This window comes from Virgibacillus sp. NKC19-3, from assembly GCF_019837165.1.
Taxonomy (GTDB): domain Bacteria; phylum Bacillota; class Bacilli; order Bacillales; family Amphibacillaceae; genus Virgibacillus_L; species Virgibacillus_L saliphilus.
In genome coordinates, this window is record NZ_JAGYHC010000001.1 from 3,431,275 (window position 1) to 3,452,911 (window position 21,637).

Sequence of the window (21,637 nt, forward strand, 5' to 3'; positions counted from 1 at the left end):
AATTACTCTTTTTTACTTGTAAATTTAGAAAGCTTCTAGCTTTTATCTTTCTATCTTTGCAAACCTATTACTTATATTTAATGTTATTATAAATAGACAAATGTTTAATACTAGACTTGATATACCAAATAGTCCTACCGCTACAATATCACTATTAAAGAAATAGAAACCTATCACAAGAGCTAAACAGCGAGTAGCCACAAGTATTATAGTATATAGCAAATGAAATCGCTGAGCATTCAAAACAGGCATTGACCTAACACTTGGTTTGTTCATAAACACTGCAAAAGATGTAAGAGCAATCCACCTTGCATAGTCACCTGCAACATCCCAGCCTGAACCAAATACAAATTCAAACAACCAAGGGCCAAATATAATTACAGCTCCAAAAGGGATAACGCCTATAGCCCCAAGTGATAATGTAGCCTTTGTTATTAAGCGGCTTATATCCTCCCCATTGTTTGCTCCTTCAGATATACGAGGGTAAAACACATCTCCTATTGACTGTCCTATCAGTCTTGAAGGTAATCCTAATACTGTCCTCCCTATACTATAAAAACCAGCTGATGCTGGACCAAAAAAAGTCGTTAGTAGAAGGATAGGTAAACTTTCTGAAAAAGCCCCTAAAAGGACTTGGGGTGATCTATATGTTGGAAAATCTCTGTATTTTTTAGCAAGTTCTTTTATAGACGAAAACTCTTCTTCCTGTGGTTCCATTTCATTCTTATAATCAGTCTTTCTCGCAAACATAATCATCATAAATGCTTTTATACCGTTGCCAATTGCTTGCAAAACAACTAAAACAGTGGCTGTAGGATAAATTAGGCCAATTCCGGCTTTACTTCCATTTGTAACTAATGATTGCAAAAAACTCGCTTTTGCATTAATTGAAAACTGGTTTGTCCGAATGAGCCATTGCTCGCACACTTGCATAATTCCAGCAAATATAATTACCAATGGCATTAAATATAGGAAAGGAGCAATCTCCTCTAGCTGAAAAACATTGACGATCTTATCATTAAAAAACAATAAGATTACAGTTGTAATTGCTGCAATAGCTAAAGTGATATACAAAGATAATTTTATTAAACCTTTTGCATTCTTATCACTCTTCGGTAAGACAATTGCTATAGGATAAGTCAATGCTGCAACTGGGATAATGATCTGTGTCAAAGCAGTAAATGTTCCCATTATACCAAATGCTTCCGGGCCGTATAGCCTTGTTATGATAGGTGATAAAGCCATGGTTACAGCCTGAGCTCCAGCTGTCCCGGTAGCCATGATGAATACATTTCTTACAAATTTTGATTTTATTAGTTTTTTAAAGATATTTCCCATATGCAATCCTCGAGTTCATAGGTGTTATAGTTATAATCAACTTGTTTTATTATTTTTTATATGCTGGTTTAATATATAAATAGATCTAAAGCTTAATATATAATTTTTGAGCCATTTTTTCTTATTATATTTGGTATATTTGTACTTCCATAAAAGTTTTCTTGCTTCTTGATTATTGCTTTGTTCTATTAAATACCTTGCTTTATTTATAATTTTACTTATCATATACTCTTCAAAGTCAAAAGAGACAGGGCCGTTTTTTTTTTCTGAAATAAGGATTTCTTCAACAAATTTCATTGTTGAAGAATTATAGTCTCTTTTCTTTTTAGTTGCCATATTAGAGACATTTAAAAAATAAGTTACACATATTTTATTTACATATGCTACCTCGTAATGTAGTGCGATCCTACGCCACATATCCAAGTCTTCTCCCCTTGCTATTCCTTCAGGAAATACACCTTGTTCTTTAAAAGCATACTTAGGAATAACAACTGATGAGGCAGATAAAAGTGGAGTATTTAAAGACTCCTTAAAATAATTAACTGTTCCACTCTTATTCTTATTAAGACTACCAGCCATTTTTCTAGGCACAACCTCCCCGTTTTGATTAACAAATTCATATAAGGTACCATAAGCTCCTGCTTTAGGATATTTCATTATGAGACTATTAATAGTCTCTAAAAATAATGGTTTCCACATATCATCAGCATCTAAAAAACCAATATATTCGTATGACGCTTGCCTTATTCCATAGTTTCTAGCTGATGACACCCCATTATTTTTTTTCCTAAAAACCCTTATTCTTGAGTCTTTTACGCTTTTTGCTTTTTCATAACTAGAATCTGTTGATCCATCATCAACGACAATAATTTCAAACTCTTGATGGGTTTGCTCCAATACTGAATTTATAGCTCTTTTCACATACCGTTCCTTGTTGTACAAGGGTATAATTACAGAAAAATTCATGTAGCCTTTTCCTCCATCTATCAATATTCAAAGTGATATTTTGACTTAATCATATAATCATATAGGGGGATTTAATAGCATTTGTTAAATCGGTAATCACCATAACTTTTTCAAACCTTTAAGCGAGGATTATCAGGAAGCCTAATCAAGTCTCCTATTTTCCTATTCCATTCAGGAGGATCAAATGTACCAAAACCACTCTGGGGGAAGAATGTAAGCTCTCCAAAATATATTTTTCCATTAACATAATATAAATCAACTCGAACAAAAGGGAATTCTTGCGACAGTTTCTTAGCTAGTTCCAACATTTCCCCGTAACGATCCGGCTCCTGAATAGTTACAGTAGAGTGAGGGAGTCTTTGCAATCCAGTGAATTCCATATGGTTCCATTCTGTATCAAAAAAGTCAATTGTGCCTTCGCTTCCTTCAGATCCCCTATCTCTAATAACCTGGCAATACCTAGGAGTCCCATTAAAACAGTATATTTTATAATCTGTTAATGATGTTTCTCCTTCTCCTTCAGACAAAAATCTTTCACAAATAATCCGAGGTTTAATATTTTTATAAACCCACTCTCGAGTATTCCAAAAATAATTAACCTTAAACCACTTTCTTAATTCTTTAAATTGTGCTTTCCAATCTACTGCATTTTTATCCTTACAAACAAAATTATAACCAGAACTGTGTGTTGCTTTTAAAATAAATGAGTTAGGTAGTTTATTTAGGTTAATTTCCTCTACCGAATTATATACATCATATAACTCATTTAAAAATTCACTACCTATTTTTTTATCTACCATATTTCGAACTTCATATTTATCAGCACATATCTTTGCCGAGGAATTGTGCCAATAAAGTTTCAACCACTGTAATTTATCACTAAATTCAGTTGGGTTCTTCAAATTCACTTCTTTACCTACGCGTTTCTTATAATATTTTTTTATAAATTTTTTATCTGAAAAGTTGTACTTATAATAAATATAGCGTACAACACCTATCTTTTTTAAAGTGTTTTTTATTTTTGACATTTTATGTCCTTTCTATTGCGAATGTGGTTAAATCCAAATATAAGGAATCGTCTGATGATAGTTTAGAATAATAATATTATAGGTGAACCACCCTATAAAATATAATACAATTAAAAAACTATAAAATAACTTTCCATACTTATCGTTTTGAACTTTTACGATTGCAGAAAGAATAAAAACTTGCATCATTTCATAATAAATAGCAATTCTGCTTATATTTTCTCCCAAATAACCATAATACTCCAAAATTAAGCTTAAAAAGTAAATTATAACTAGTTTATACATAGAGTTATTAATTTTAAGTTTCTTCAGGTTAACTAATATAATTATAATAACAGGTAATTTTAATATAATGTTCCCAATACCAAAATCATTAAATTCCAAATGGTAATTATTATAGGAAGAGAAAGTCTCAAAACTGGCTATAAACGGTAGTAATTTTGGTGCCAAAATAACTGATAAGGTAAAACCAACGACAGCGATAATCTTTTTAATAAAATCGAGATTTTTTATTCTAGTGTTAACTATCAAGTAAACTGGCAAAAATATTGATGCAGTATAGTGAAAACTAGTTGCAATTAAGATAGTTAACAAAAATTTAACAGGTCTTTTTTCAATAGTTGGTTTGACAGATAACATTAAAACAGCCGCCGCTAAAGACTGCCTTACCATATTAAAGCTTGGATTATATAGAGTGCATAACAATATTAAAGCAGCAACACTCATACTTATTTTATTTTTACTATCGTAAATTGCTTTAAAATTTAACACCCAAATTAATAGTGATGAAACTATGAATAAATACTTTACATCATTAAATATTAGCTCCACTAAATGATTTAAGGCTATCCAACCTAATTCATATCTAGTGTTTAAAACATTATCAATAATATTGCTAGTAGTTAATTCAAAGTATATTCTTTCATAACTTAAGAAGTCAGTTCCAATACCATATCTGAACCCTGATACTAATACTGGTAAAAGGATAGCACTCCAAAAAATAATTTTATATAAACGTACTGAGTTTACCTTTTTTTTAATACCTTCGGATAAAAACACTATAATTGCAGTAAATATAACTATAAAATAGTATAAAAAATATGACTGGACTATACTCATGGAAATCTCCCTACAACCTCAAAATTAAAGGATCATTTTAGAACTCAGTAACTGCTATTAATCACAGTATCCCATTCTTTAATAATATTATCTTTATCAAAGTCTTCTAGTCTCTGTTTTGACAGTCTTCTATATTGCACCAATAAATCGTCATCTTTAAACAAATTAATTATCGAATCAGCTAAGATTGACTCTTCATAAGACAGTTTGTCGCTAGCTCTATACATTTCTCCGTCGCAAGTCGGTACTAATATACCATAGTCAGCATAATTTATTCCTTTTATTTCAGGTTGATCAATTCTTAGTTCAGGGCACAAAATTTCTCTTGGACCAGACTCACAATCAGACGAAATCACCGGGACGCCACAAACCATTGCTTCGCATAGTGCATTAGGAAATCCCTCATATAATGAAGGAAATACATAAATATCGGAAACTGAAATATATTTAAAAGGATTACTTTGAAATCCTAAAAAATGTACGTCTTCATAAACACCTAATTCCTTTGATAAATTTTCTAAATACTTTTCTAAGTGACCCTCTCCTAATATGACTAATTTAATATCAGGAATCACATTTTTAACTTTTTTAAATGCCCACAACAGATGCCATTGACCTTTTTGCTCTGTTAGTCTACCGGCAGTAATAATGACTGGATGGTTAAATATTTCCTTGTATTCATTATCAATAGTTTTATTTGCGAGTTTAGTAATATGACTAATGTCGTAAAAATTATTAATGACTTTTAATTTCCCTTCAGATATTCCAAAGTTATCAATTAAATCTTTTTTTATTGCATCTGATACAGGAACAATCATATCCGCTTTGTTATAAGCATACTTAATTATATTTTTATAAAGGAAACGTTGAAATCTAGATGAATCTTTCAAAATAAAATTCCTAATAGATAAAATAACTCTATCATTCTTTTTTGTAAGTATATTTAATAGACCTGCACTTAATTGAAAACTTACTGTTACATCTATCTGCTTGTTTTTTTTAATTTTTTTAATTAAATAAATACGCTTTGCAAAGTTAAATAACTTTCTAAATATACCACTGTTGCCTTTTGTACGTAGATCCAATATCTCCCCTTTAAAAGAATAACCGATTTTACTAGCATCATAAGCTATTATATTCTTATTATATATTTCATCCGACAAGTGTATTGACAAATTAGAAACCACTCTTGCCACACCTGTTTCATGCATTTTTTGAACTAGTAATGACAAATTATTCTGCATACATTAAACTCCTTCTCTACTCTTTCCAATTTTACCCATCGGATAAAAGTCAATGTATTTTTTTATGAATTTCATCCAGCAATTTAATTGAGCCATTTCCATAGTATTCAACGAACTTGCCTCTGAACGCTCTAACTGTTTGCATAACTTCTTCATAAGGCTTATTTCGTATCAAATCTAACAATTCATCTTCTGAAATTGAACCACCTGGAAGTTCTTTTCGTATATCAAAGTAAATACCACGCTTTGAGGCATATTCATCGTAATCATAAGCGTAACAGTACATAGGCTTATCTAAAATAGAATAGTCAAAAAATGTACTTGAATAGTCAGATACCAGTATATCTGAGGCAATCATTAAATCATTCAGATCGTGATAATTTGACATATCGTAAACAAAATCTGAGTTTGCAATTATATTATCCGATTTTACCACCTTTGAATGAGCCCTATATAGAACTACATAATTGTCCCCTAAAAAATCTTTCCACTTTTTAAAGTCTACTATTTTACTCATGAAATTATCCTGCCAATCTCTATAAGTAGGGCAATATAATATCACTTTTTTTTCATGTGGAATATTAAATTTTCCCTTAATTTCTACTTGTTTAGTCCGATCAGCGCTAGATAATATATCATTTCTTGGTAATCCACTGCGTACAAGGTTCCCCTCCTGCATATTAAAAGCTCGCTCAAATATCTTAACATCAAACTCACCTTGAACAGAGATGGCGTCATACTGGGTCCTTTCATACAAATTAGAAATCTCTTCACCAAGTTTTTTTATTGGTGTCCCATGCCATGTACACAAAAAATATGTATTCTTATCTTTATAATTAAGTCTACGCTCAATTGGTGCATTTGATATCCAAACCCGAGCTTTTAAAGAGATTAGAAAGTATTCTAAAGTACCATTCTTTATAAGTTTTGCATTGCCAGGAATATCAATGTTTTTTGGATTTTTAAACGCCCAGACAAATTCACAGTTTTTAAATCTTTGATCTTTAATCATAGCTTCGTAAATGGCCTTTGGACTGTCGTTGTAATACTTGCCACCAAAGCTTACGAATAGTATTAAATTCTCTTGAGTTCTAACGAATAATTTCAATATATTAAGAATCAAAGTACCTATATAATAATATATACTATTAATGACTTTGGAAGACCTTAAAAACATATTAGCTTTTGCCCCTATTTTTTTCACAATTTTCACTTCACTCCAATATTTGCTAAAATGAAACACAGTGTATTATTTCACTATTATTATGTGTCATTCCTATTTGGTGATTTTCCGTATTTCCTCCATATAAGCATTAACGACAATCTGACGATCAAATTCTCTTTCCATTTTTCTTCTACCTTCTAAACCCATTTTTGCCATTTTCTTGTGAGAATGACTCAAAAATATCTCAATTTTCTCTATAAGATCACTACTATTTTCTTGTTCAACAATATAACCGTTCACACCATCGTCAACAATTTCCCTGCAACCACTACGATCAGTTGTAATGATCGGTCGCCCACTTGCTGTACTTTCCAACAAGACATTGGACATGCCTTCAGGATAGAACGTCGGATGAATAGTGCAATGTGACTTGCCTAAAAACTTTCTTACATCCCTTTGCATCCCATGATACTGAATAATGTTATTGTTATGTAACCTTTTTAATGTTTCATTATAATTCTCTTCACAAAAACCCAAGATATGAAAACGAGTATAGGGATATTTTTTTCTAATATGTTCGGCAGCTTTTAGATATTGATCGATACCTTTTTCCTTCATGACTCTTGAAATAAAAATGAATTCGACTGTCGAATTCTTCGGATACTCTAATAAGGAAAAATGATTTAGATTAACCCCTGAACCTGGGACTATTTCATGCTTCCTAATAGCTATATTGCGATCAATAAAAAATTGCTGATTTTCCTTGTTCTGAAAAAAGACTTTGGAAATATTTTTAAAAGCTATTTTATATAGGGCAACCGACACTTTTTGAATTAAACCTCCATTTTCCATAGCTGTCCCTAGACCTGTAATGTTTGCAATATACGGTATCTTTAAACTTTTTGCTGCCATGCCACCATATATATTTGGCTTGATTGTATAAGTCAGCACGATATCCGGTCTGTTATCCTCCATAATCCTTTTATAATACCTAAGAAGCTTCCATTCTTGAAGAAGATTCAACCCATGCCTATTTACATCTGCTTCTATATAATGACATCCCATTTTGACCAAATCATCGATTCTTTCACCATACGGTGAAGATATATAAACTTCATAGCCTTCACTTAATAAACGTTCGACTAATTCGAGTCTGAAGTTGTATATGACGACATCATGATTGACCAATATAAGTACTTTATTTGAACTCAACATTATTCCCTGCTTTCAGTATACTGTATCGAACTTTTTAAATCTCTTATTCGATAGCTTTCTTTATATTGACTTATTTTTTTGTCATAGAACAAATTTCCAAACACCTTATTAACAATAACAACCTTTTGCAACATCAAACGCAACGCTGGATTAAATAGTTTTACAAGTTTTATATTTTTTCCATGCACTTCCGAAATCAATTTAACCATTTCACTCGTTTTAACATACTCCTTGTTCTGAGGAAAAAACAAGCCGCTTTCCTCATTATCAATCATAAGTCTCATGAACTCACAAAGATTATCAATATGTAACATACTCCGTTGATTATCAATATCAGGAAAGATCAGAAGCTTTTGGGCTGCTTTTGCTAGTTTTGGATAATTACCTTTCGATCCCTTGCCATATATCATTGGCGGCCTGATGATAACCACTTTAAACGCCTCGTCACTTAAAGGATCAATTCCCTTTTCAGCCTGCAGTTTACTATTCCCGTAAAAATCACGAGGCTTAGGAATGGTATTTTCATCAATAACGCCATTTTTACCTGCAGCTTCCCCATACACAATGATGCTGCTCATGAAAATGAACTGTGTAACACCATCTGCTTTAGCCTTTTTTGCTACTTCAATCGTTAGGTCACGATTGATCTGATAATATTTTTCCTCCATCTTGGTATCTTTAGAAACATGAGCAATCCCAGCAACATGAACAACTGTATCATACTGAGAAAAATCCATCTCTCTCCAAGCATCATCTCTCAAGCTAATTTTATCTATAGAATAGCTATCTGGATCCTTTGCCAGCCACGCTTCCAAACTATTGCCAACATAACTGTTAACGCCTGTGATCAATATATATTTCACTTTGATACAGTCTCCTTGTCACTTGCAGCTTCTTCGCCACCCTTTGCTCCTGTTCCACCCTCGACGACACCATCACTTTTTACGACACTAATAAATGTTCCAATAAAGCATTTTACATCGAACCAGAAGCCGATACTTTTCACATATTCGCCATCCAGCTGAGCTTTCACATCAATAGGAAGTTCGTCTCTTCCCTTAATCTGCGCCCAACCAGTTAGACCTGGTAATATATCATTCGCACCGTATTTGTCTCTTTCTTCAATTAAATCATATTGATTCCACAATGCCGGTCTAGGGCCGATGATACTCATGCGGCCGGAAAGAATATTCAGGATCTGGGGCAATTCATCAAGCGATGTTTTTCTTAAGAATTTGCCCATTTTGGTAATGTATATAGTTGGGTCTTTTAATAAATGAGTTGGTGTATCTTTGGGTGTATCAATCTTCATGGTACGGAATTTCAATAGACTAAAGTGCGTTTTATTTATTCCAACCCTTTTTTGTTTGAATAAGACCGGCCCTTTGGAATCAAGCTTTATACCAATAATAAGAATCAGAAAAACGGGTGATAATACAATCAGGCCAAGTAACGAGAGTACAATATCTATGATTCGTTTCATTCTTAAGTACATATTACGACTCTCCTTAACCTAATAGATTTAACTTCTCACCTTTTGTTCCGCAGCCAACTGATTAACCAATTCTGCTACTTGCTCCCCTATTTCCTCATTTTGCAAAGCAAACTCCAAATTCGTTCGAATGAAACCTAACTTCTCGCCAACATCATAGCGTTTGCCTTCAAAGTCATACGCATAGACCTTTTGCAAGTCATTCAATTGCTGAATCGCATCTGTTAGCTGAATCTCGCCCCCTGCACCGATTTGATGCTTTTCTAGATAATGGAAGATTTCCGGCGTGAACACGTAACGTCCCATGATTGCCAGATTAGAAGGAGCAGTTCCCGGTTTTGGCTTTTCCACGAAGTCTTTGACTTGATAGCGTCTGCCTTCCATCGTACTTGGATCGACAATCCCATATCGATGGGTTTCCTCTTTCGGTACTTGTTGCACACCGACAACGGAACTCTCGGTTTCTTCATATTGCTCGATTAATTGGCGGAGCCCGGGTGTTTCCGCTTTGACAATATCATCCCCTAGTAATACGGCAAATGGTTCATCTCCAATAAACTTACGGGCACACCATACAGCATGGCCGAGTCCTTGTGGTTCTTTTTGCCGAATAAAGTGAAGATCGACGTTAGAGGCGTAATTCACCTTTTCTAGTAGATCGTACTTCTCTTTTTTCATAAGGGTTTCTTCTAATTCGACGTTATGATCAAAATGGTCCTCAATCGCACGCTTCCCCTTCCCGGTAACAATAATAATATCCTCAATACCGGATTCAATCGCTTCTTCCACAATATATTGGATCGTCGGCTTATCTACAATGGGCAACATTTCTTTCGGCATGGCTTTGGTTACTGGCAGAAATCTGGTGCCCAAGCCAGCTGCCGGGATAATCGCCTTTTTCACTGTTTTCACGTGTATAACCTCCATTAAAATTCTAATATGTATCTACCTGTGCATTTACGACCCCTGCACAGCCATTGCGGTCCGTTCCGCATAAACAATCTTCATCAAGGCATCTTTCAAATCTTCCTGCGTGTAATTATGAAACTGCGCAATCAAGTCAACGAGCACGCCCGGGTCAACCTCGACCGTCCGTCCAACATAAATTTTTTCATAAACTTCACCGGGCAGCACTTCATCTTCTCCAAGGAGTTCTTCATACAATTTCTCGCCAGGACGAATGCCTGCGAATTGGATCGGAATCTCTTTCTCTGTGTAGCCCGATAGTTTAATAAGGTTGCGGGCTAGGTCAACAATTTTGACCGGTTCGCCCATATCCAGAACGAAGATTTCGCCGCCTTTGGCAAGTGTCCCTGCCTGGATAACGAGTCGAGATGCTTCCGGAATCGTCATGAAATAGCGCGTCATGTTTGGATCGGTTACGGTGACCGGACCGCCCTTTTCAATTTGTTTTTTAAATAGCGGAATAACACTGCCGCGACTGCCGAGCACATTGCCAAATCTCACCGCAACGAATTTTGTTTTGCTGCGGCTCGCCAGATCTTGAACCACCATTTCTGCGATGCGTTTGGTGGCGCCCATGACATTTGTCGGATTAACAGCTTTGTCTGTCGATACAAGCACAAATTTGCTTATCCCGAATGTATCCGCAGCTTCTGCGACATTTTTCGTACCGATGATATTGTTTTTCACAGCTTCATGCGCATTGGCTTCCATTAACGGAACATGCTTATGTGCTGCCGCATGGTAAATAATCGCCGGCTGATGGCTGTCTACAATGTCAAAAATTCGCTGGTGATCCTGCACATCAGCGATGATGGGAATAATGTCGGTTTCGGTGTCACCATATTTTTGCTTCAGTTCCATATGAATCGTATAAATGCTGAATTCCCCGTGGCCGACGAGCAAGATTTTCGCCGGTGTGAAGCGCATGAGCTGTCTTGTTATTTCTGAGCCAATCGATCCGCCTGCACCAGTTACCATGACGGTTGTCCCTGTAACGTAATCGGATATCGCATTAATATCGAGTTCGACTGGTTCACGTCCGAGCAGATCTTCCACTTCGACATTTTTCAAGTGGCTGACAGATACCTTCCCCGTCATCAGATCTTCAATTTTCGGGATCATTTGCACCTTGGCTTTTGTTTTATTACATTGTCCGATAATTTTCTCAAGTGCGCCATTACGCAAGGACGGAATGGCGATGACAATATGCTCGATATTCATGTTTAAGGCAATCTTCGGGATGTCCTTGACTTTTCCTAAGACGGATAAATTATATAATTGCATTTTCTGTTTGCGTTCACTATCGTCGACAAATGCGACTGGGAGCAAGTCGGCATTATTTTCATTTTTCAGTTGCCGGGCGATCATGGCACCAGCTGAGCCTGCACCTACGATGAGCGTGCGTTTTTGTTTCGTTCTTTTCGTTATGTATCTGTCCCGGTAAATGCGCCACATAAAGCGCGATCCGCCAATAAGGATAATATGTAGCATCCAGGTTACGATGAGCGCTCGCTTGTATAATGCGAAGTCATTGACGAAGTACATGATAATTCCTGCAGCCACGACCGATAAAGTAACGGCTTGGACAATCGAGACTAATTCGCCCACACTCGCATAAGCCCACACCTTATTATAGAGCTTGTATAGCGCCGCGAATAAATGATGAAAGATTAATAGTGCTACCGCGCTAATAACAATGGCGCTCATGTTCAACTCATATGTGAATGGGTACACAATCCAGGAAGCGATAAATATAGCGGTGCTGACGATGATAGAATCGAGAATGATTAGTAGAGTCAGCCGCTTTCGATAATTCATCTGCGCATCTCCTTTCTTGTTCGGATTATATTGATCATAACATACATTTCAATTTTCTGATGAGATGTTTCGTCTTTGTACTATTACATTCTTGCTAACCTTTGCCCTATTCCTAATGTTTATATAGCGTTAGTAAAATGGACACAGCTATTATAATACTAAATGCCCAGTCATATTTCTAGTGACTTTTGCAAAATTTAGTCACATTTTAAATCTGGACAGTCATAAATAGGAGGCGCTCACGCATTGTACGGAAGCAATCCACGTAAATAGGCGATAACATCTTTTCGATTATGTATATTGACTTTATGGTAAATGTCACTGATATAATTTTTTATCGTACCTTCACTAAGGAAAAGCTGTTGGGCAATATGTTTATTGGTCATTTCTTTCATGATGAGATAGGCAATATCAAGCTCCCTTTCGCCCAAGTGAATATGCTGTTTGTCGAGTTCCCGCTCGAGCAACTGCTTTCTGCCATATTTAAATCCCTGTATCTTTTTCGCCAATATACGTGCTGCTTCACCGGATATGACAACCTGATCATCGTAGGCGTTACGAATCGATTGAATCAACCTAGTGGCGTCCAATTTTTTTGATAGAAAACCATCTGCACCCCAGACCATTCCCGCCACTACTAAATCCTCATCCGCAAATGAGGTCAATAAGACAATTTTCACACCTGGATAATTATCTTTAAGATGCGTGGTCGCAAGTATTCCATTAACCCGAGGCATGTAAATATCCATTAAGATAACATCAGCCTCCGATTGACTCATGAATTGTACAGCTTCCTTCCCATCTGTTGCTGTTCCAACCACCTCCATATCGTCAACACGCTCTATTAACGCACGGACCCCCTCCGCGAATAGGCGCTGATCCTCGACGAGTAAAACGCTTATCATAACGAATTGCCCCTTTTCGTTCTTCTAATGTTCACTTCCCTTTTTGTATCTTAGGGAGGTGCTGTCTCCCGTTTTGAGCGCTGACTCTCTCGATTTGGAGGTGCTGCCTCCCGGTTTGAGCGCTGAATCTCCCATTTGAACGCCGCTCCTGCTCGAGCGGGCGGTAGGAGGCAGTAGCCTCCTACGAGTGTAAAGTGCGCCCCTTGACCTTTTCTAAAATAATCCCAAAAATTTCTTTTTCCGAATTCCTTCAGGCTCCATTCGATTCACGTTCATGTTGGCCACTAACAGTTGGCTGTTTTCCATAAACATAGCAACATAGTCGTTGCCATGATTATGTTTCACATGCTCAAAGGCATCTTTCATAACGAATCCGCGTGTGGTTGTGTTATGCGCATCCGATGCAATAAAATGTGTCTGGTTCGCTTCAATCAGTTGATCTGAATATTTCTGAATGCTTTTCCCAAATTTACCAACCACACTTCCGGCAGTGACTTGTGTAAGTGCCCCTTTTCGCACAAAATCATACAGGCGTGACGGATGCTCGAGAAGTTCGCGGTTCCGTTCTGGATGCACAATAACCGGAATAAAACCTTCCACTTGGATATCAAACAATAATTGATTGGCGTATCTAGGCACATGGTCGGACGGGAATTCCACAAAAAGATACTTCGTGTCATTTAGTGCAAGAAGTTCTCCGTTACGAATGTCTTCGATCATGTCGCCATTCATCCGTACTTCTTGGCCGGCTAGCACCGTGAGCGGGATATCCTCTTTCGCAAAGAGGTCATTTAAAATAGATACATTGGTTTGGATCATTTGTCGATCGTTTTCAAATTGCCCATTTCGATGATGCGGGGTTGCGATGATGGTATCAATGCCATCATCCATGGCGGCTTTTGCCATTGCAATACTATCTGATTCCGTCTTTGCCCCGTCATCAACACCGGGCAGGATATGACTATGAATATCGATCATGGTAATCACCTCTCTAAATTAAGTTCATCCCGATAGCTTAGTAACTAGATAGTTTATCAGAGTTCACATCTTTTTTACAGTTATCCAACCTAGCCACGGATCACTTTCCGTCCCTTTATTCGGCCTGGTGGGTCCACCGTAATTGTTAGTTCGTCCAGCACTGCTTCACTATGTTGCATGAGTTGGAAAACTTTTTCCGCACCGAATTGCTTATGTACCACGTGGTACGCATCCTTCATGTAAAAAGTGCGATTATGCGGATCATGGGCGTCTGAGGCAATGAAATGGGTAAGCTTCGCATCAATAAGTCGATTCGTGAATTTCTGTACTTTCCTGCCGTATTTTCCAGCAACACTTGCGGCAGTGACTTGAGTCAATGCGCCATTTGCTACAAGATGATAAAGTACATCGGGATTTGCCCTGATTTCTTTATTCCGCTCCGGATGCACGATGATCGGCAGGTATCCGGCAATTTGCATATCAAATTGGAGCTTGGTAAAGTAATGTGGCACGTGATCATCCGGCAATTCTACAAATACATAATTACTCGTCACGTTAAGCGGCATAATGTCGCCCGCCTTCAAATCTGCTACCATATCACCATAAACACGTGTCTCCTGCCCGGATAGGATGGTGAGCGGGATTTGCTCATGCTTTAATTTTCCATTGACAAATGCCACTGCCCCTGGATAGCTTCGCCGGTATTTGTATAAGCTCCATCCTTGTGATGTGGTGTAGCGATAATATGCGTAATCCCCTCTTCTACGGCCTGCTCCGCCATTTTCAGTGTCTGGGGCAGGGATTTCGAACCATCATCTATTCCGGGTAACAGATGGCAATGAATATCAATCATACAGCTCACTTCCTTGGATTTAACCTTATTTTCAAGTCTATCGATCTGAACCGTTCTATGTAGAAGTTTTCGCAAAAAACCCTTGCCCGCAGCAAGGAGTATCATTCACATTTAATTCGCCCCATAGTAGTAATAATAATTAGACGCTTTTTTCTCCCGGTCATTCAAAACAGTGCCAAGCAATTTGGCATGCGCAGGTTCCAGCGCTTCTTTTGCCTTTGTCGCTTCTTCTATTTCCGTAAAATTACTTCGAATAACCAGCAAGGATCCGTCCACCATATCTGCCAGAATTTGTGCATCCGTTACCGCGAGCACGGGGGGCGTATCGAATATGACCAAGTCATAGGACATCGTCGCCTCTTTTAATAGAGTTTGCATTTTCTGGGAACCTAATAACTCAGACGGATTCGGGGGGATGGGACCACAAGAGATCACATCCAAGTTATCTACATCCGAGCGATTAGCCGTTTCCTGGAGGGAATTTTCCCCAACTAAAATATTGCTGAGTCCTCTTAAATTATCAAGACGGAAGGTATAATGAACGGTTGGTTTACGCAGATCGGCATCAATCAATAGTATTTTCTTCCCCTGCTGTGCATACACAACCGCCAAATTTGCCGTTGTCATGGATTTTCCCTCTCCGGGTCCGGATGACGTGACAATCATCGACTGTAAATTATCGTCGACTTGCGCAAACTGCAAATTTGTCCGAACAGTGCGATATTGCTCGGAAACTGGCGATTTCGGATTCAGTTTCGTAATCAGATGCCTTACTTTATTCGACTTAGATTGATTCTTTTTGCGTGCCATCATATCTCCCCTTTTTCGATTGATCCGACTGAAATGTAAAATGATCACTCCGGACTTCGGAATCATTTATATGCGAAATCGCACCAAGCACCGTTAATTCAAGCTGCTTTTCAATATCATCCTCTGTCGTAATCGTGTTATCCAAGTATTCCAGCAAGAAGGCTAAGCCAACACCGATCATGCCACCTAGGACAATCGCAATCGCAATGTTGAGCACTGGATTCGGCGCAACCGGTGATGGATCCGGACCTAACTCAGCCTCTGATAGAATACTAACATTATCCACATTCATAATATCCGGAATCTCATTTTGGAAGATTTCTACCGTTGTATTCGCGATTTCTACAGCTGTTTCCGGGTTTTCATCGGTCGCTGTGACTGTTACAACCTGCGAATCCTCTTCACTAGATACGTTAAGTTTATCTCCAAGCTCCGGCACCGTCTCCGTCAAGCCAAGCTCCGCAATAACCTCGTCTAAAATGGCAGGACTACCGATAATAACATTATATGTATTGATAATTTCAACATTCGACATGCTATCATTTAAATCATATTCCATTGCCTCTTCCGGTTGATTCTGATTCACAATAAACTGGGAACTGGACTCATAAGTCGGCGTCAAAATAAAGTAACTGACAACCGCCGCCAGTAAAGCAGCCCCCAATACGAATGCAACAATTAACAGCAAACGCTTTTTAATAACTTCAACTATCTCCTTCAAGGAAATCGTTTCTTCCATGATGGTACCCCCACAATTCTAGTTTATTAAACGAACAACATTTAATTTTTCGACATTACTTTCGAAAGTATAACATATACGATAAAAAATCAATATGTTTTCTCCATTTTTTCAGAGAAAATAGGGACTTTGACAGAGCATCCCTTCGGTTGAACGCGCCTAATATTACATTTAGATTACAAGTAACCTATTAGTCTATCATTTTCTTGTAATAAAAGATATACTATTGATACTTGGAAAAATAATGTAGAAATATAGGGAGCTGATTTTTGGAGTGGAGAAATTGTAAAAATGATGCGTTTTTTGTCGAGGTAATGCTAAGACAAGTGCGATGCATGTTTTACCGGAAAATTGGTTAATAGGAACAGTGCTTCTTAAAATGGAAAGAGTTGAGAAACTGAAATCTTGCTTTCCAGCCGAGAGATCGAATTTTACTTTCTCCTTCAATTGAAAAAGTCGCAGAAACCAAAATCATGCCTACCTCAATGAAATCTTAAATCGAAAAAACAACAAATCTAGGGGGAATAATTAGAATGGCCAACAAAAAGATACTTATGTCCGTAACGGCAAGTGCAGCAGTTGCATCGGCAATTTTTGCAGCAGAAGAAGCAGATGCAGCGTCACACAAAGTCCAAAGCGGTGACTCACTGTGGGCGATCGCCCAGCAGTACAGCACCAGCGTTTCCGAGTTGAAATCCATCAATAATCTGTCGGGAGACGTCATTTTCCCGAATCAGGTCATTGAAACAGAGAGTGGATCATCGTCATCCTCTTCCTCTAATTCTGGCTCTAGTTCCAGCAATAGTGCAGATACATATACGGTAAAACGTGGTGACACCCTAAGTGGCATCGCAGCTGAGCATAATGTTTCATTATCTAATTTGATGGACTGGAATAACTTGGATACAACGCTGATTTACCCGGGAAATGAACTTAAAGTGAGCAGCAGTTCAGGATCGAGTTCTGGTGGATCATCAAACGATTCATCCGATTCAAGTTCAGGCGGATCATCATCGGGTAGCAAAACGACTTACACCGTAAAATCAGGTGACACCCTATCCGGGATCGCACTAGAATACGGCGTTAGTGTTGCCAACTTGAAAAAATGGAATAACTTAAGCTCAGACGTCATCATCATCGGACAGAAACTGAGCATAAACGGAAGCTCCGGCGGCTCCGGCAGTGACTCCGGTTCCAGCGATGGCGGCGGCAGCAGTGACGGTGGCGGCTCAAGTGCACCAGGAGATGTCGACTACAATGTGGATCAGCTGATTAGCACGGCTAAAGCTCAGATAGGCGTCCCTTATGTATGGGGTGGATCCACACCAAGCGGATTCGACTGCAGCGGCTTCATCTACTACGCATACAAGCAAGCAGGCATGGACATCAGCCGCACAAGCGCCCAAGGATACTATGACAGATCATACGATGTGAGCAACCCACAAGTAGGCGACCTCGTATTCTTTGAGGGCACCTACAAAGCAGGCATTTCTCACTTAGGAATCTACTTGGGCGGCGGCGACTTCATCCAAGCAGGCACATCCACCGGCGTAACCATTTCAAATGTGAATGATTCTTATTGGAGTTCACATTTTGAAGGATATAAGCGGTTTTATTAATTGTCAGAAACGAACTCCAGTCAAGCTGGGGTTCGTTTTTAATATTGATCTGCTGTATGGCCGGTGGCGCTGTCTCCCGATTTGAAGATGCGCTCTACCGATTCAGAAGTGCGTTCTACCGATTTGATGATGCTCTCTACCGATTCAGAAGTGCGTTCTCCTGATTTGATGATGCTGTCTCCCGATTTAGAGGTGCGCTCTACCGGTTTGATGATGCTCTCTCCCGATTCAGAAGACCTCTCTCCCAATTTGATGCCCGACTCTCCCGATTTGGACCGCTTCTCTCCCGATTGAACTCCCAGCCTCCGCTTTCCGGCATCATCTCAACTTACTTCTGCACCCATCGCCGCCGGGCCTTATCATAAAATAATCCATATTCTCTCAACAGCCGTGTGGCTACATTTTTAGCATTAAATTTTAAGAATCGCATGCATTCTGAATTCGTAATCCAAGGCCTTACCAACAGAAGATAATCTGCCAAGGCAGACGTATGCGCATCACGCGATTTCTTCTGACATTTATAACAGAACCACCCAGTATGCACGCGCCTCATTCCAAGCACACCGCAGGCTGGACATTGTACTCCTGGCAATAGATGCTTTTCTTTGATGCCATGTGCCTCCAGGATGTCCTTATCAAATACGGTAGACTCCTTTCGTGTCGCATGCCCAATTTTTCTATCCTGCAAAGCAGTATGGCCTGACAGCCGTTTGTTCCGATCGATTATTTTTTTAGAAATAGTTGCTGCATGCGCGACTATCTTAGCAATTTTCTCTTTATCACCTTCTACTTTGAGTATCGTACGTGGGTCACTGATCGCGATGAAATAATGAATGGGGATGTTAGGGAAATTCCTCTCTAGAAGCCATTGTTGAAGATTGGATCGTTGGAGTTCAACTTGGGCGATGGGATGACTGAAGCCCATTTCAATTGCCCCATCGTCGCGGGTAAATTGATCAAGGATAGTATCAAAAATAATCCTTCCATTATAATTTTTTACATCAACAATCGTAATCGCCTGCTGCGTTATGACAAGGTTGTCCATCTGAAACGTTCTCTCCTGCGTCTTCAAGCAAACATCTTGCAAAATCATGTATTCATGAGGCAACCATTTTAAATGATAGTCAACGTCTAGCTCACCCTCATAGCCTTTCTTATTTTTGTTGTATTCATGCCGAACATCCGCTAGACGCGGGAAATTTGGGGGCAAGCGTGGAAGCAGCGCTTCGTACTTTTTCAGTATGCGTGGTTTGGTTCGCTTTTTTAAGATCATAAGTACCTCCTTTATTTCTATTCATCATACATGAATCCGATAAATCGTAAAATGATCAAAAAATCCATCTTTGTGGGCTGTTTTTGCATTTTCAGTCATAACTAGACTCAAAAAACCTTTTTTCCTAAAGCATATGTACAATATTCCGCCTTCATATATCCCAAAATGCAAAAGTACATTTTTTTAATTTTCTTTACACGATCGTTACGACACTTCTTCAATGAACTATGTATGGCAATATACATCGAATTTAATATATGAAGGCATATTCAACCACCTACCGAAATAGAATTTACTATCACCTATTTGGGGGAGATGCGATGAGTAATGATGCAATAACTGCAGATAAGCTAGCACGATATTATACTCTGAATAATAAAAAGAAAGAAATCGAGCAGGAAATGACTAACTTGAAAAAGGAATTCCATACTTATTTTGATAATGAAGTCGGAGTCAACAATAAGGGAGAACTGGTCGATGGCGGATATAAACTGCAGCGTCAAATTCGCAAGTCCGAGAAATTCAATGAAGAAAGAACGGTAAACCGATTGGAAGAAATGCAGATGAATGACCTGATTAAAGTCGTTCGAAAACCAGATAGCGAGAAAATAAATTCAGCTGTTAAACTGGGATTGCTGCGTGAAGAGGATTTGGACGGATGCCGGGTAACAAATTATTCAGCGGCGATTTCTGTGAAGGAAGTATGATAATGTACCAGAAGCGCCATGTACAGGCGAGCGGGAAGATGCTTCACCCAAGCAGCAGTGAGAGTTTGAAGTGTCGGCGATCGACCTAAGAGAGGTAGAGCTCGAGTTGGTAGATTGGCGCTTGTTCTCGGTAGTTTAGTGCGCGAGCGAGCAACAGAGACCTTCACTCGAGTGTCTTCTCTTTACAGGCGAGCAACAACTTGGTTTTTCTAGATTGGCACTCGAATGGGGAGGAATGACACTCGTCCTCAACAGTTGGTGCGCAAGCGAGCACCAGACTCCCCACTTGACGTTTACCCACACTTAGCAATCCAATCATTTCTACATATACTGCTCTTCAGTTACAATCACTTTTCCCAACGACGTCGTTTTGCGTTATATCTTAATGAGGATTTCTTCAATAGCCTGGTTACTGTATTTTTTGAATTAATTTGAAGCCACCACCTGCAAATCGAGTTAGTTATCCAATTATTTCCAAACAACATATAATCATCGATCGCTTGTTTATGCGCATTAGACGAACAATGATGACATTTCCTACATTGCCACTTATTATAAATCCGCTCCATGCCTAAAAATTTGCATGCCGGGCACTTCACCCCCGGGAGCAAGTCACTCATTTTCACATCATATCGTTTCATGATGTCCATATCATATTCTTTGGATTCTTTCTGTACCATTGTCCCAATTTTTCGATCGCCTAACGAGTCATGAGCTGATAATTGCTTGTTGAAGTGCATTATTTTTCGAGGAATACTAGACCCATGGGCAACCACTTTGGCTATTTTATCCTTATCGCCATCTACTTTTATAATGGTGCTTGGATCACTGATTGCGGTAAAAGCGTATATTGGGATGGTGGCAAAATTTCGCTCTTGAAGCCATTGCTGAAGATTATATCGCTGGAGTTCTGTCTGTGAAATAGGGTGGTTAAAACCTGTTTCCATTTGCCCATCATCGCGAGTAAATTGATCAAGGATCGTATCGAAAATAATCGTGCCCTGATAATTTTTCACTTCTACAATGAAAAGCGCGTTCTGAGAAAAAATAAGATTACCCATTTGAAATGTTCTATGTGAAACATGGAGGCAAATATCGCGAAGAATCAAAAACTGCTGAGGTAAAAACGCAAGATGATAATCAACCTGTATTTCACCCTCGTACCCTCTCTTTCTTTTTTGGTATTCGCGAGTCACTTCATTAAAACGCGGAAAATTTCGCTTCAGACGCGATATAAGAATTTCATATTTTTTCAGTACTAGCGGTTTCGGTCGAACTTTCATTAATTACCCTCCTTTATTATGATTACGCATAAGGTAAATCTATCATATTATATTCACGTTCTATTATTTATGCAATCATCAAAAAAATAAAAATGACGAGCTATAATAAGCTAAAAAAT

Annotated in this window: 22 protein-coding genes; 2 read left to right on the forward strand and 20 right to left on the reverse strand. The window is 38.3% G+C overall.

Annotated elements, in window-relative coordinates; all coding sequences use genetic code 11:
• Nucleotides 1-42 precede the first annotated feature (42 nt).
• From KFZ56_RS16395 to KFZ56_RS16470, 17 genes are all read right to left on the reverse strand, one after another.
• Nucleotides 43-1,338, reverse strand: coding sequence for a lipopolysaccharide biosynthesis protein (locus KFZ56_RS16395; protein ID WP_222643108.1), 1,296 nt, complete (start codon nt 1,336-1,338; stop codon nt 43-45).
• Between the two features lie 36 nt (nt 1,339-1,374).
• The gene (locus KFZ56_RS16400; protein WP_222643109.1) at nt 1,375-2,304 is read right to left on the reverse strand and encodes a glycosyltransferase family 2 protein; all 930 of its coding nucleotides are present in this window, start codon (nt 2,302-2,304) and stop codon (nt 1,375-1,377) included.
• A gap of 110 nt (nt 2,305-2,414) precedes the next feature.
• A complete protein-coding gene (locus tag KFZ56_RS16405; protein ID WP_222643110.1) occupies nt 2,415-3,332 on the reverse strand; it encodes an ATP-grasp fold amidoligase family protein in 918 nt (305 codons plus the stop codon).
• 27 nt (nt 3,333-3,359) lie between these two features.
• The gene (locus KFZ56_RS16410) at nt 3,360-4,451 is read right to left on the reverse strand and encodes an EpsG family protein (protein WP_222643111.1); all 1,092 of its coding nucleotides are present in this window, start codon (nt 4,449-4,451) and stop codon (nt 3,360-3,362) included.
• Nucleotides 4,452-4,495: 44 nt separating this feature from the next.
• Nucleotides 4,496-5,695: a glycosyltransferase gene (locus tag KFZ56_RS16415; protein ID WP_222643112.1), complete on the reverse strand. Its 1,200-nt coding sequence runs from the start codon at nt 5,693-5,695 to the stop codon at nt 4,496-4,498.
• 49 nt (nt 5,696-5,744) lie between these two features.
• Entirely contained in the window at nt 5,745-6,908 is a 1,164-nt protein-coding gene (locus KFZ56_RS16420; protein ID WP_222643113.1) for a CDP-glycerol glycerophosphotransferase family protein, read from the reverse strand.
• Nucleotides 6,909-6,971: 63 nt separating this feature from the next.
• Nucleotides 6,972-8,072: a glycosyltransferase family 4 protein gene (locus tag KFZ56_RS16425; RefSeq protein ID WP_255585185.1), complete on the reverse strand. Its 1,101-nt coding sequence runs from the start codon at nt 8,070-8,072 to the stop codon at nt 6,972-6,974.
• A 2-nt stretch (nt 8,073-8,074) separates the two neighbouring features.
• Nucleotides 8,075-8,938, reverse strand: a complete 864-nt coding sequence (locus KFZ56_RS16430) for an NAD-dependent epimerase/dehydratase family protein (protein ID WP_222643115.1) — start codon at nt 8,936-8,938, stop codon at nt 8,075-8,077.
• Nucleotides 8,935-9,570 (reverse strand): sugar transferase, encoded by a 636-nt coding sequence (locus KFZ56_RS16435; RefSeq protein ID WP_222643116.1) that lies wholly within the window; start codon nt 9,568-9,570, stop codon nt 8,935-8,937. The genes KFZ56_RS16430 and KFZ56_RS16435 overlap by 4 nt, the downstream gene beginning before the upstream one ends.
• 27 nt (nt 9,571-9,597) lie before the next feature.
• Nucleotides 9,598-10,479 (reverse strand): UTP--glucose-1-phosphate uridylyltransferase GalU, encoded by an 882-nt coding sequence (gene galU / locus KFZ56_RS16440; protein WP_222643118.1) that lies wholly within the window; start codon nt 10,477-10,479, stop codon nt 9,598-9,600.
• A 45-nt stretch (nt 10,480-10,524) separates the two neighbouring features.
• The gene (locus KFZ56_RS16445; RefSeq protein WP_222643119.1) at nt 10,525-12,351 is read right to left on the reverse strand and encodes a polysaccharide biosynthesis protein; all 1,827 of its coding nucleotides are present in this window, start codon (nt 12,349-12,351) and stop codon (nt 10,525-10,527) included.
• 239 nt (nt 12,352-12,590) lie between these two features.
• Nucleotides 12,591-13,256: a response regulator transcription factor gene (locus tag KFZ56_RS16450; RefSeq protein ID WP_222643120.1), complete on the reverse strand. Its 666-nt coding sequence runs from the start codon at nt 13,254-13,256 to the stop codon at nt 12,591-12,593.
• A gap of 213 nt (nt 13,257-13,469) precedes the next feature.
• Nucleotides 13,470-14,234 (reverse strand): tyrosine-protein phosphatase, encoded by a 765-nt coding sequence (locus KFZ56_RS16455; RefSeq protein WP_222643121.1) that lies wholly within the window; start codon nt 14,232-14,234, stop codon nt 13,470-13,472.
• 89 nt (nt 14,235-14,323) lie between these two features.
• The gene (locus KFZ56_RS16460; RefSeq protein WP_309228317.1) at nt 14,324-14,914 is read right to left on the reverse strand and encodes a tyrosine-protein phosphatase; all 591 of its coding nucleotides are present in this window, start codon (nt 14,912-14,914) and stop codon (nt 14,324-14,326) included.
• Nucleotides 14,890-15,087 carry a CpsB/CapC family capsule biosynthesis tyrosine phosphatase gene (locus KFZ56_RS19685; RefSeq protein WP_255585187.1) on the reverse strand — a complete coding sequence of 66 codons (198 nt, stop codon included), beginning with the start codon at nt 15,085-15,087 and terminating at the stop codon, nt 14,890-14,892. The genes KFZ56_RS16460 and KFZ56_RS19685 overlap by 25 nt, the downstream gene beginning before the upstream one ends.
• Before the next feature lie 111 nt (nt 15,088-15,198).
• Entirely contained in the window at nt 15,199-15,897 is a 699-nt protein-coding gene (locus KFZ56_RS16465; RefSeq protein WP_222643122.1) for a CpsD/CapB family tyrosine-protein kinase, read from the reverse strand.
• The gene (locus tag KFZ56_RS16470) at nt 15,872-16,636 is read right to left on the reverse strand and encodes a YveK family protein (RefSeq protein WP_222643123.1); all 765 of its coding nucleotides are present in this window, start codon (nt 16,634-16,636) and stop codon (nt 15,872-15,874) included. The genes KFZ56_RS16465 and KFZ56_RS16470 overlap by 26 nt, the downstream gene beginning before the upstream one ends.
• Nucleotides 16,637-17,169: 533 nt before the next feature.
• On the opposite strand from KFZ56_RS16470, the gene KFZ56_RS16475 reads away from it, so the two are divergent.
• The gene (locus KFZ56_RS16475) at nt 17,170-18,255 is read left to right on the forward strand and encodes a C40 family peptidase (RefSeq protein ID WP_222643124.1); all 1,086 of its coding nucleotides are present in this window, start codon (nt 17,170-17,172) and stop codon (nt 18,253-18,255) included.
• Between the two features lie 38 nt (nt 18,256-18,293).
• Here KFZ56_RS16475 and KFZ56_RS16480 read toward each other — a convergent pair whose 3' ends face one another.
• Both KFZ56_RS16480 and KFZ56_RS16485 read right to left on the reverse strand, forming a co-directional pair.
• Complete coding sequence (locus KFZ56_RS16480; protein ID WP_222643126.1) at nt 18,294-18,503, reverse strand: hypothetical protein; 210 nt, start codon at nt 18,501-18,503, stop codon at nt 18,294-18,296.
• Nucleotides 18,504-18,583: 80 nt separating this feature from the next.
• A complete protein-coding gene (locus KFZ56_RS16485; RefSeq protein ID WP_222643127.1) occupies nt 18,584-19,528 on the reverse strand; it encodes a nuclease-related domain-containing protein in 945 nt (314 codons plus the stop codon).
• A 320-nt stretch (nt 19,529-19,848) separates the two neighbouring features.
• Here KFZ56_RS16485 and KFZ56_RS16490 point away from each other — a divergent pair, with 320 nt between their 5' ends.
• A complete protein-coding gene (locus tag KFZ56_RS16490; protein ID WP_222643129.1) occupies nt 19,849-20,235 on the forward strand; it encodes a hypothetical protein in 387 nt (128 codons plus the stop codon).
• A gap of 347 nt (nt 20,236-20,582) precedes the next feature.
• On the opposite strand, the gene KFZ56_RS16495 is transcribed toward KFZ56_RS16490, so the two are convergent.
• Complete coding sequence (locus KFZ56_RS16495) at nt 20,583-21,518, reverse strand: nuclease-related domain-containing protein (protein WP_222643131.1); 936 nt, start codon at nt 21,516-21,518, stop codon at nt 20,583-20,585.
• Between the last annotated feature and the right edge of the window lie 119 nt (nt 21,519-21,637).

What these genes read in the sequence shown, in the direction of transcription:
- KFZ56_RS16400 (WP_222643109.1), bottom strand. Translation starts at nt 2,304, where the DNA reads ATGAATTTTTCTGTAATTATACCCTTGTACAACAAGGAACGGTATGTG.
- KFZ56_RS16405 (WP_222643110.1), bottom strand. Translation starts at nt 3,332, where the DNA reads ATGTCAAAAATAAAAAACACTTTAAAAAAGATAGGTGTTGTACGCTAT.
- KFZ56_RS16490 (WP_222643129.1), top strand. Translation starts at nt 19,849, where the DNA reads ATGAGTAATGATGCAATAACTGCAGATAAGCTAGCACGATATTATACT.
- KFZ56_RS16450 (WP_222643120.1), bottom strand. Translation starts at nt 13,256, where the DNA reads ATGATAAGCGTTTTACTCGTCGAGGATCAGCGCCTATTCGCGGAGGGG.
- KFZ56_RS16495 (WP_222643131.1), bottom strand. Translation starts at nt 21,518, where the DNA reads ATGAAAGTTCGACCGAAACCGCTAGTACTGAAAAAATATGAAATTCTT.
- KFZ56_RS16455 (WP_222643121.1), bottom strand. Translation starts at nt 14,234, where the DNA reads ATGATCGATATTCATAGTCATATCCTGCCCGGTGTTGATGACGGGGCA.
- KFZ56_RS19685 (WP_255585187.1), bottom strand. Translation starts at nt 15,087, where the DNA reads ATGATTGATATTCATTGCCATCTGTTACCCGGAATAGATGATGGTTCG.
- KFZ56_RS16415 (WP_222643112.1), bottom strand. Translation starts at nt 5,695, where the DNA reads ATGCAGAATAATTTGTCATTACTAGTTCAAAAAATGCATGAAACAGGT.
- KFZ56_RS16435 (WP_222643116.1), bottom strand. Translation starts at nt 9,570, where the DNA reads ATGTACTTAAGAATGAAACGAATCATAGATATTGTACTCTCGTTACTT.
- KFZ56_RS16465 (WP_222643122.1), bottom strand. Translation starts at nt 15,897, where the DNA reads ATGGCACGCAAAAAGAATCAATCTAAGTCGAATAAAGTAAGGCATCTG.
- KFZ56_RS16470 (WP_222643123.1), bottom strand. Translation starts at nt 16,636, where the DNA reads ATGGAAGAAACGATTTCCTTGAAGGAGATAGTTGAAGTTATTAAAAAG.
- KFZ56_RS16485 (WP_222643127.1), bottom strand. Translation starts at nt 19,528, where the DNA reads ATGATCTTAAAAAAGCGAACCAAACCACGCATACTGAAAAAGTACGAA.
- KFZ56_RS16475 (WP_222643124.1), top strand. Translation starts at nt 17,170, where the DNA reads ATGGCCAACAAAAAGATACTTATGTCCGTAACGGCAAGTGCAGCAGTT.
- KFZ56_RS16410 (WP_222643111.1), bottom strand. Translation starts at nt 4,451, where the DNA reads ATGAGTATAGTCCAGTCATATTTTTTATACTATTTTATAGTTATATTT.
- KFZ56_RS16395 (WP_222643108.1), bottom strand. Translation starts at nt 1,338, where the DNA reads ATGGGAAATATCTTTAAAAAACTAATAAAATCAAAATTTGTAAGAAAT.
- KFZ56_RS16445 (WP_222643119.1), bottom strand. Translation starts at nt 12,351, where the DNA reads ATGAATTATCGAAAGCGGCTGACTCTACTAATCATTCTCGATTCTATC.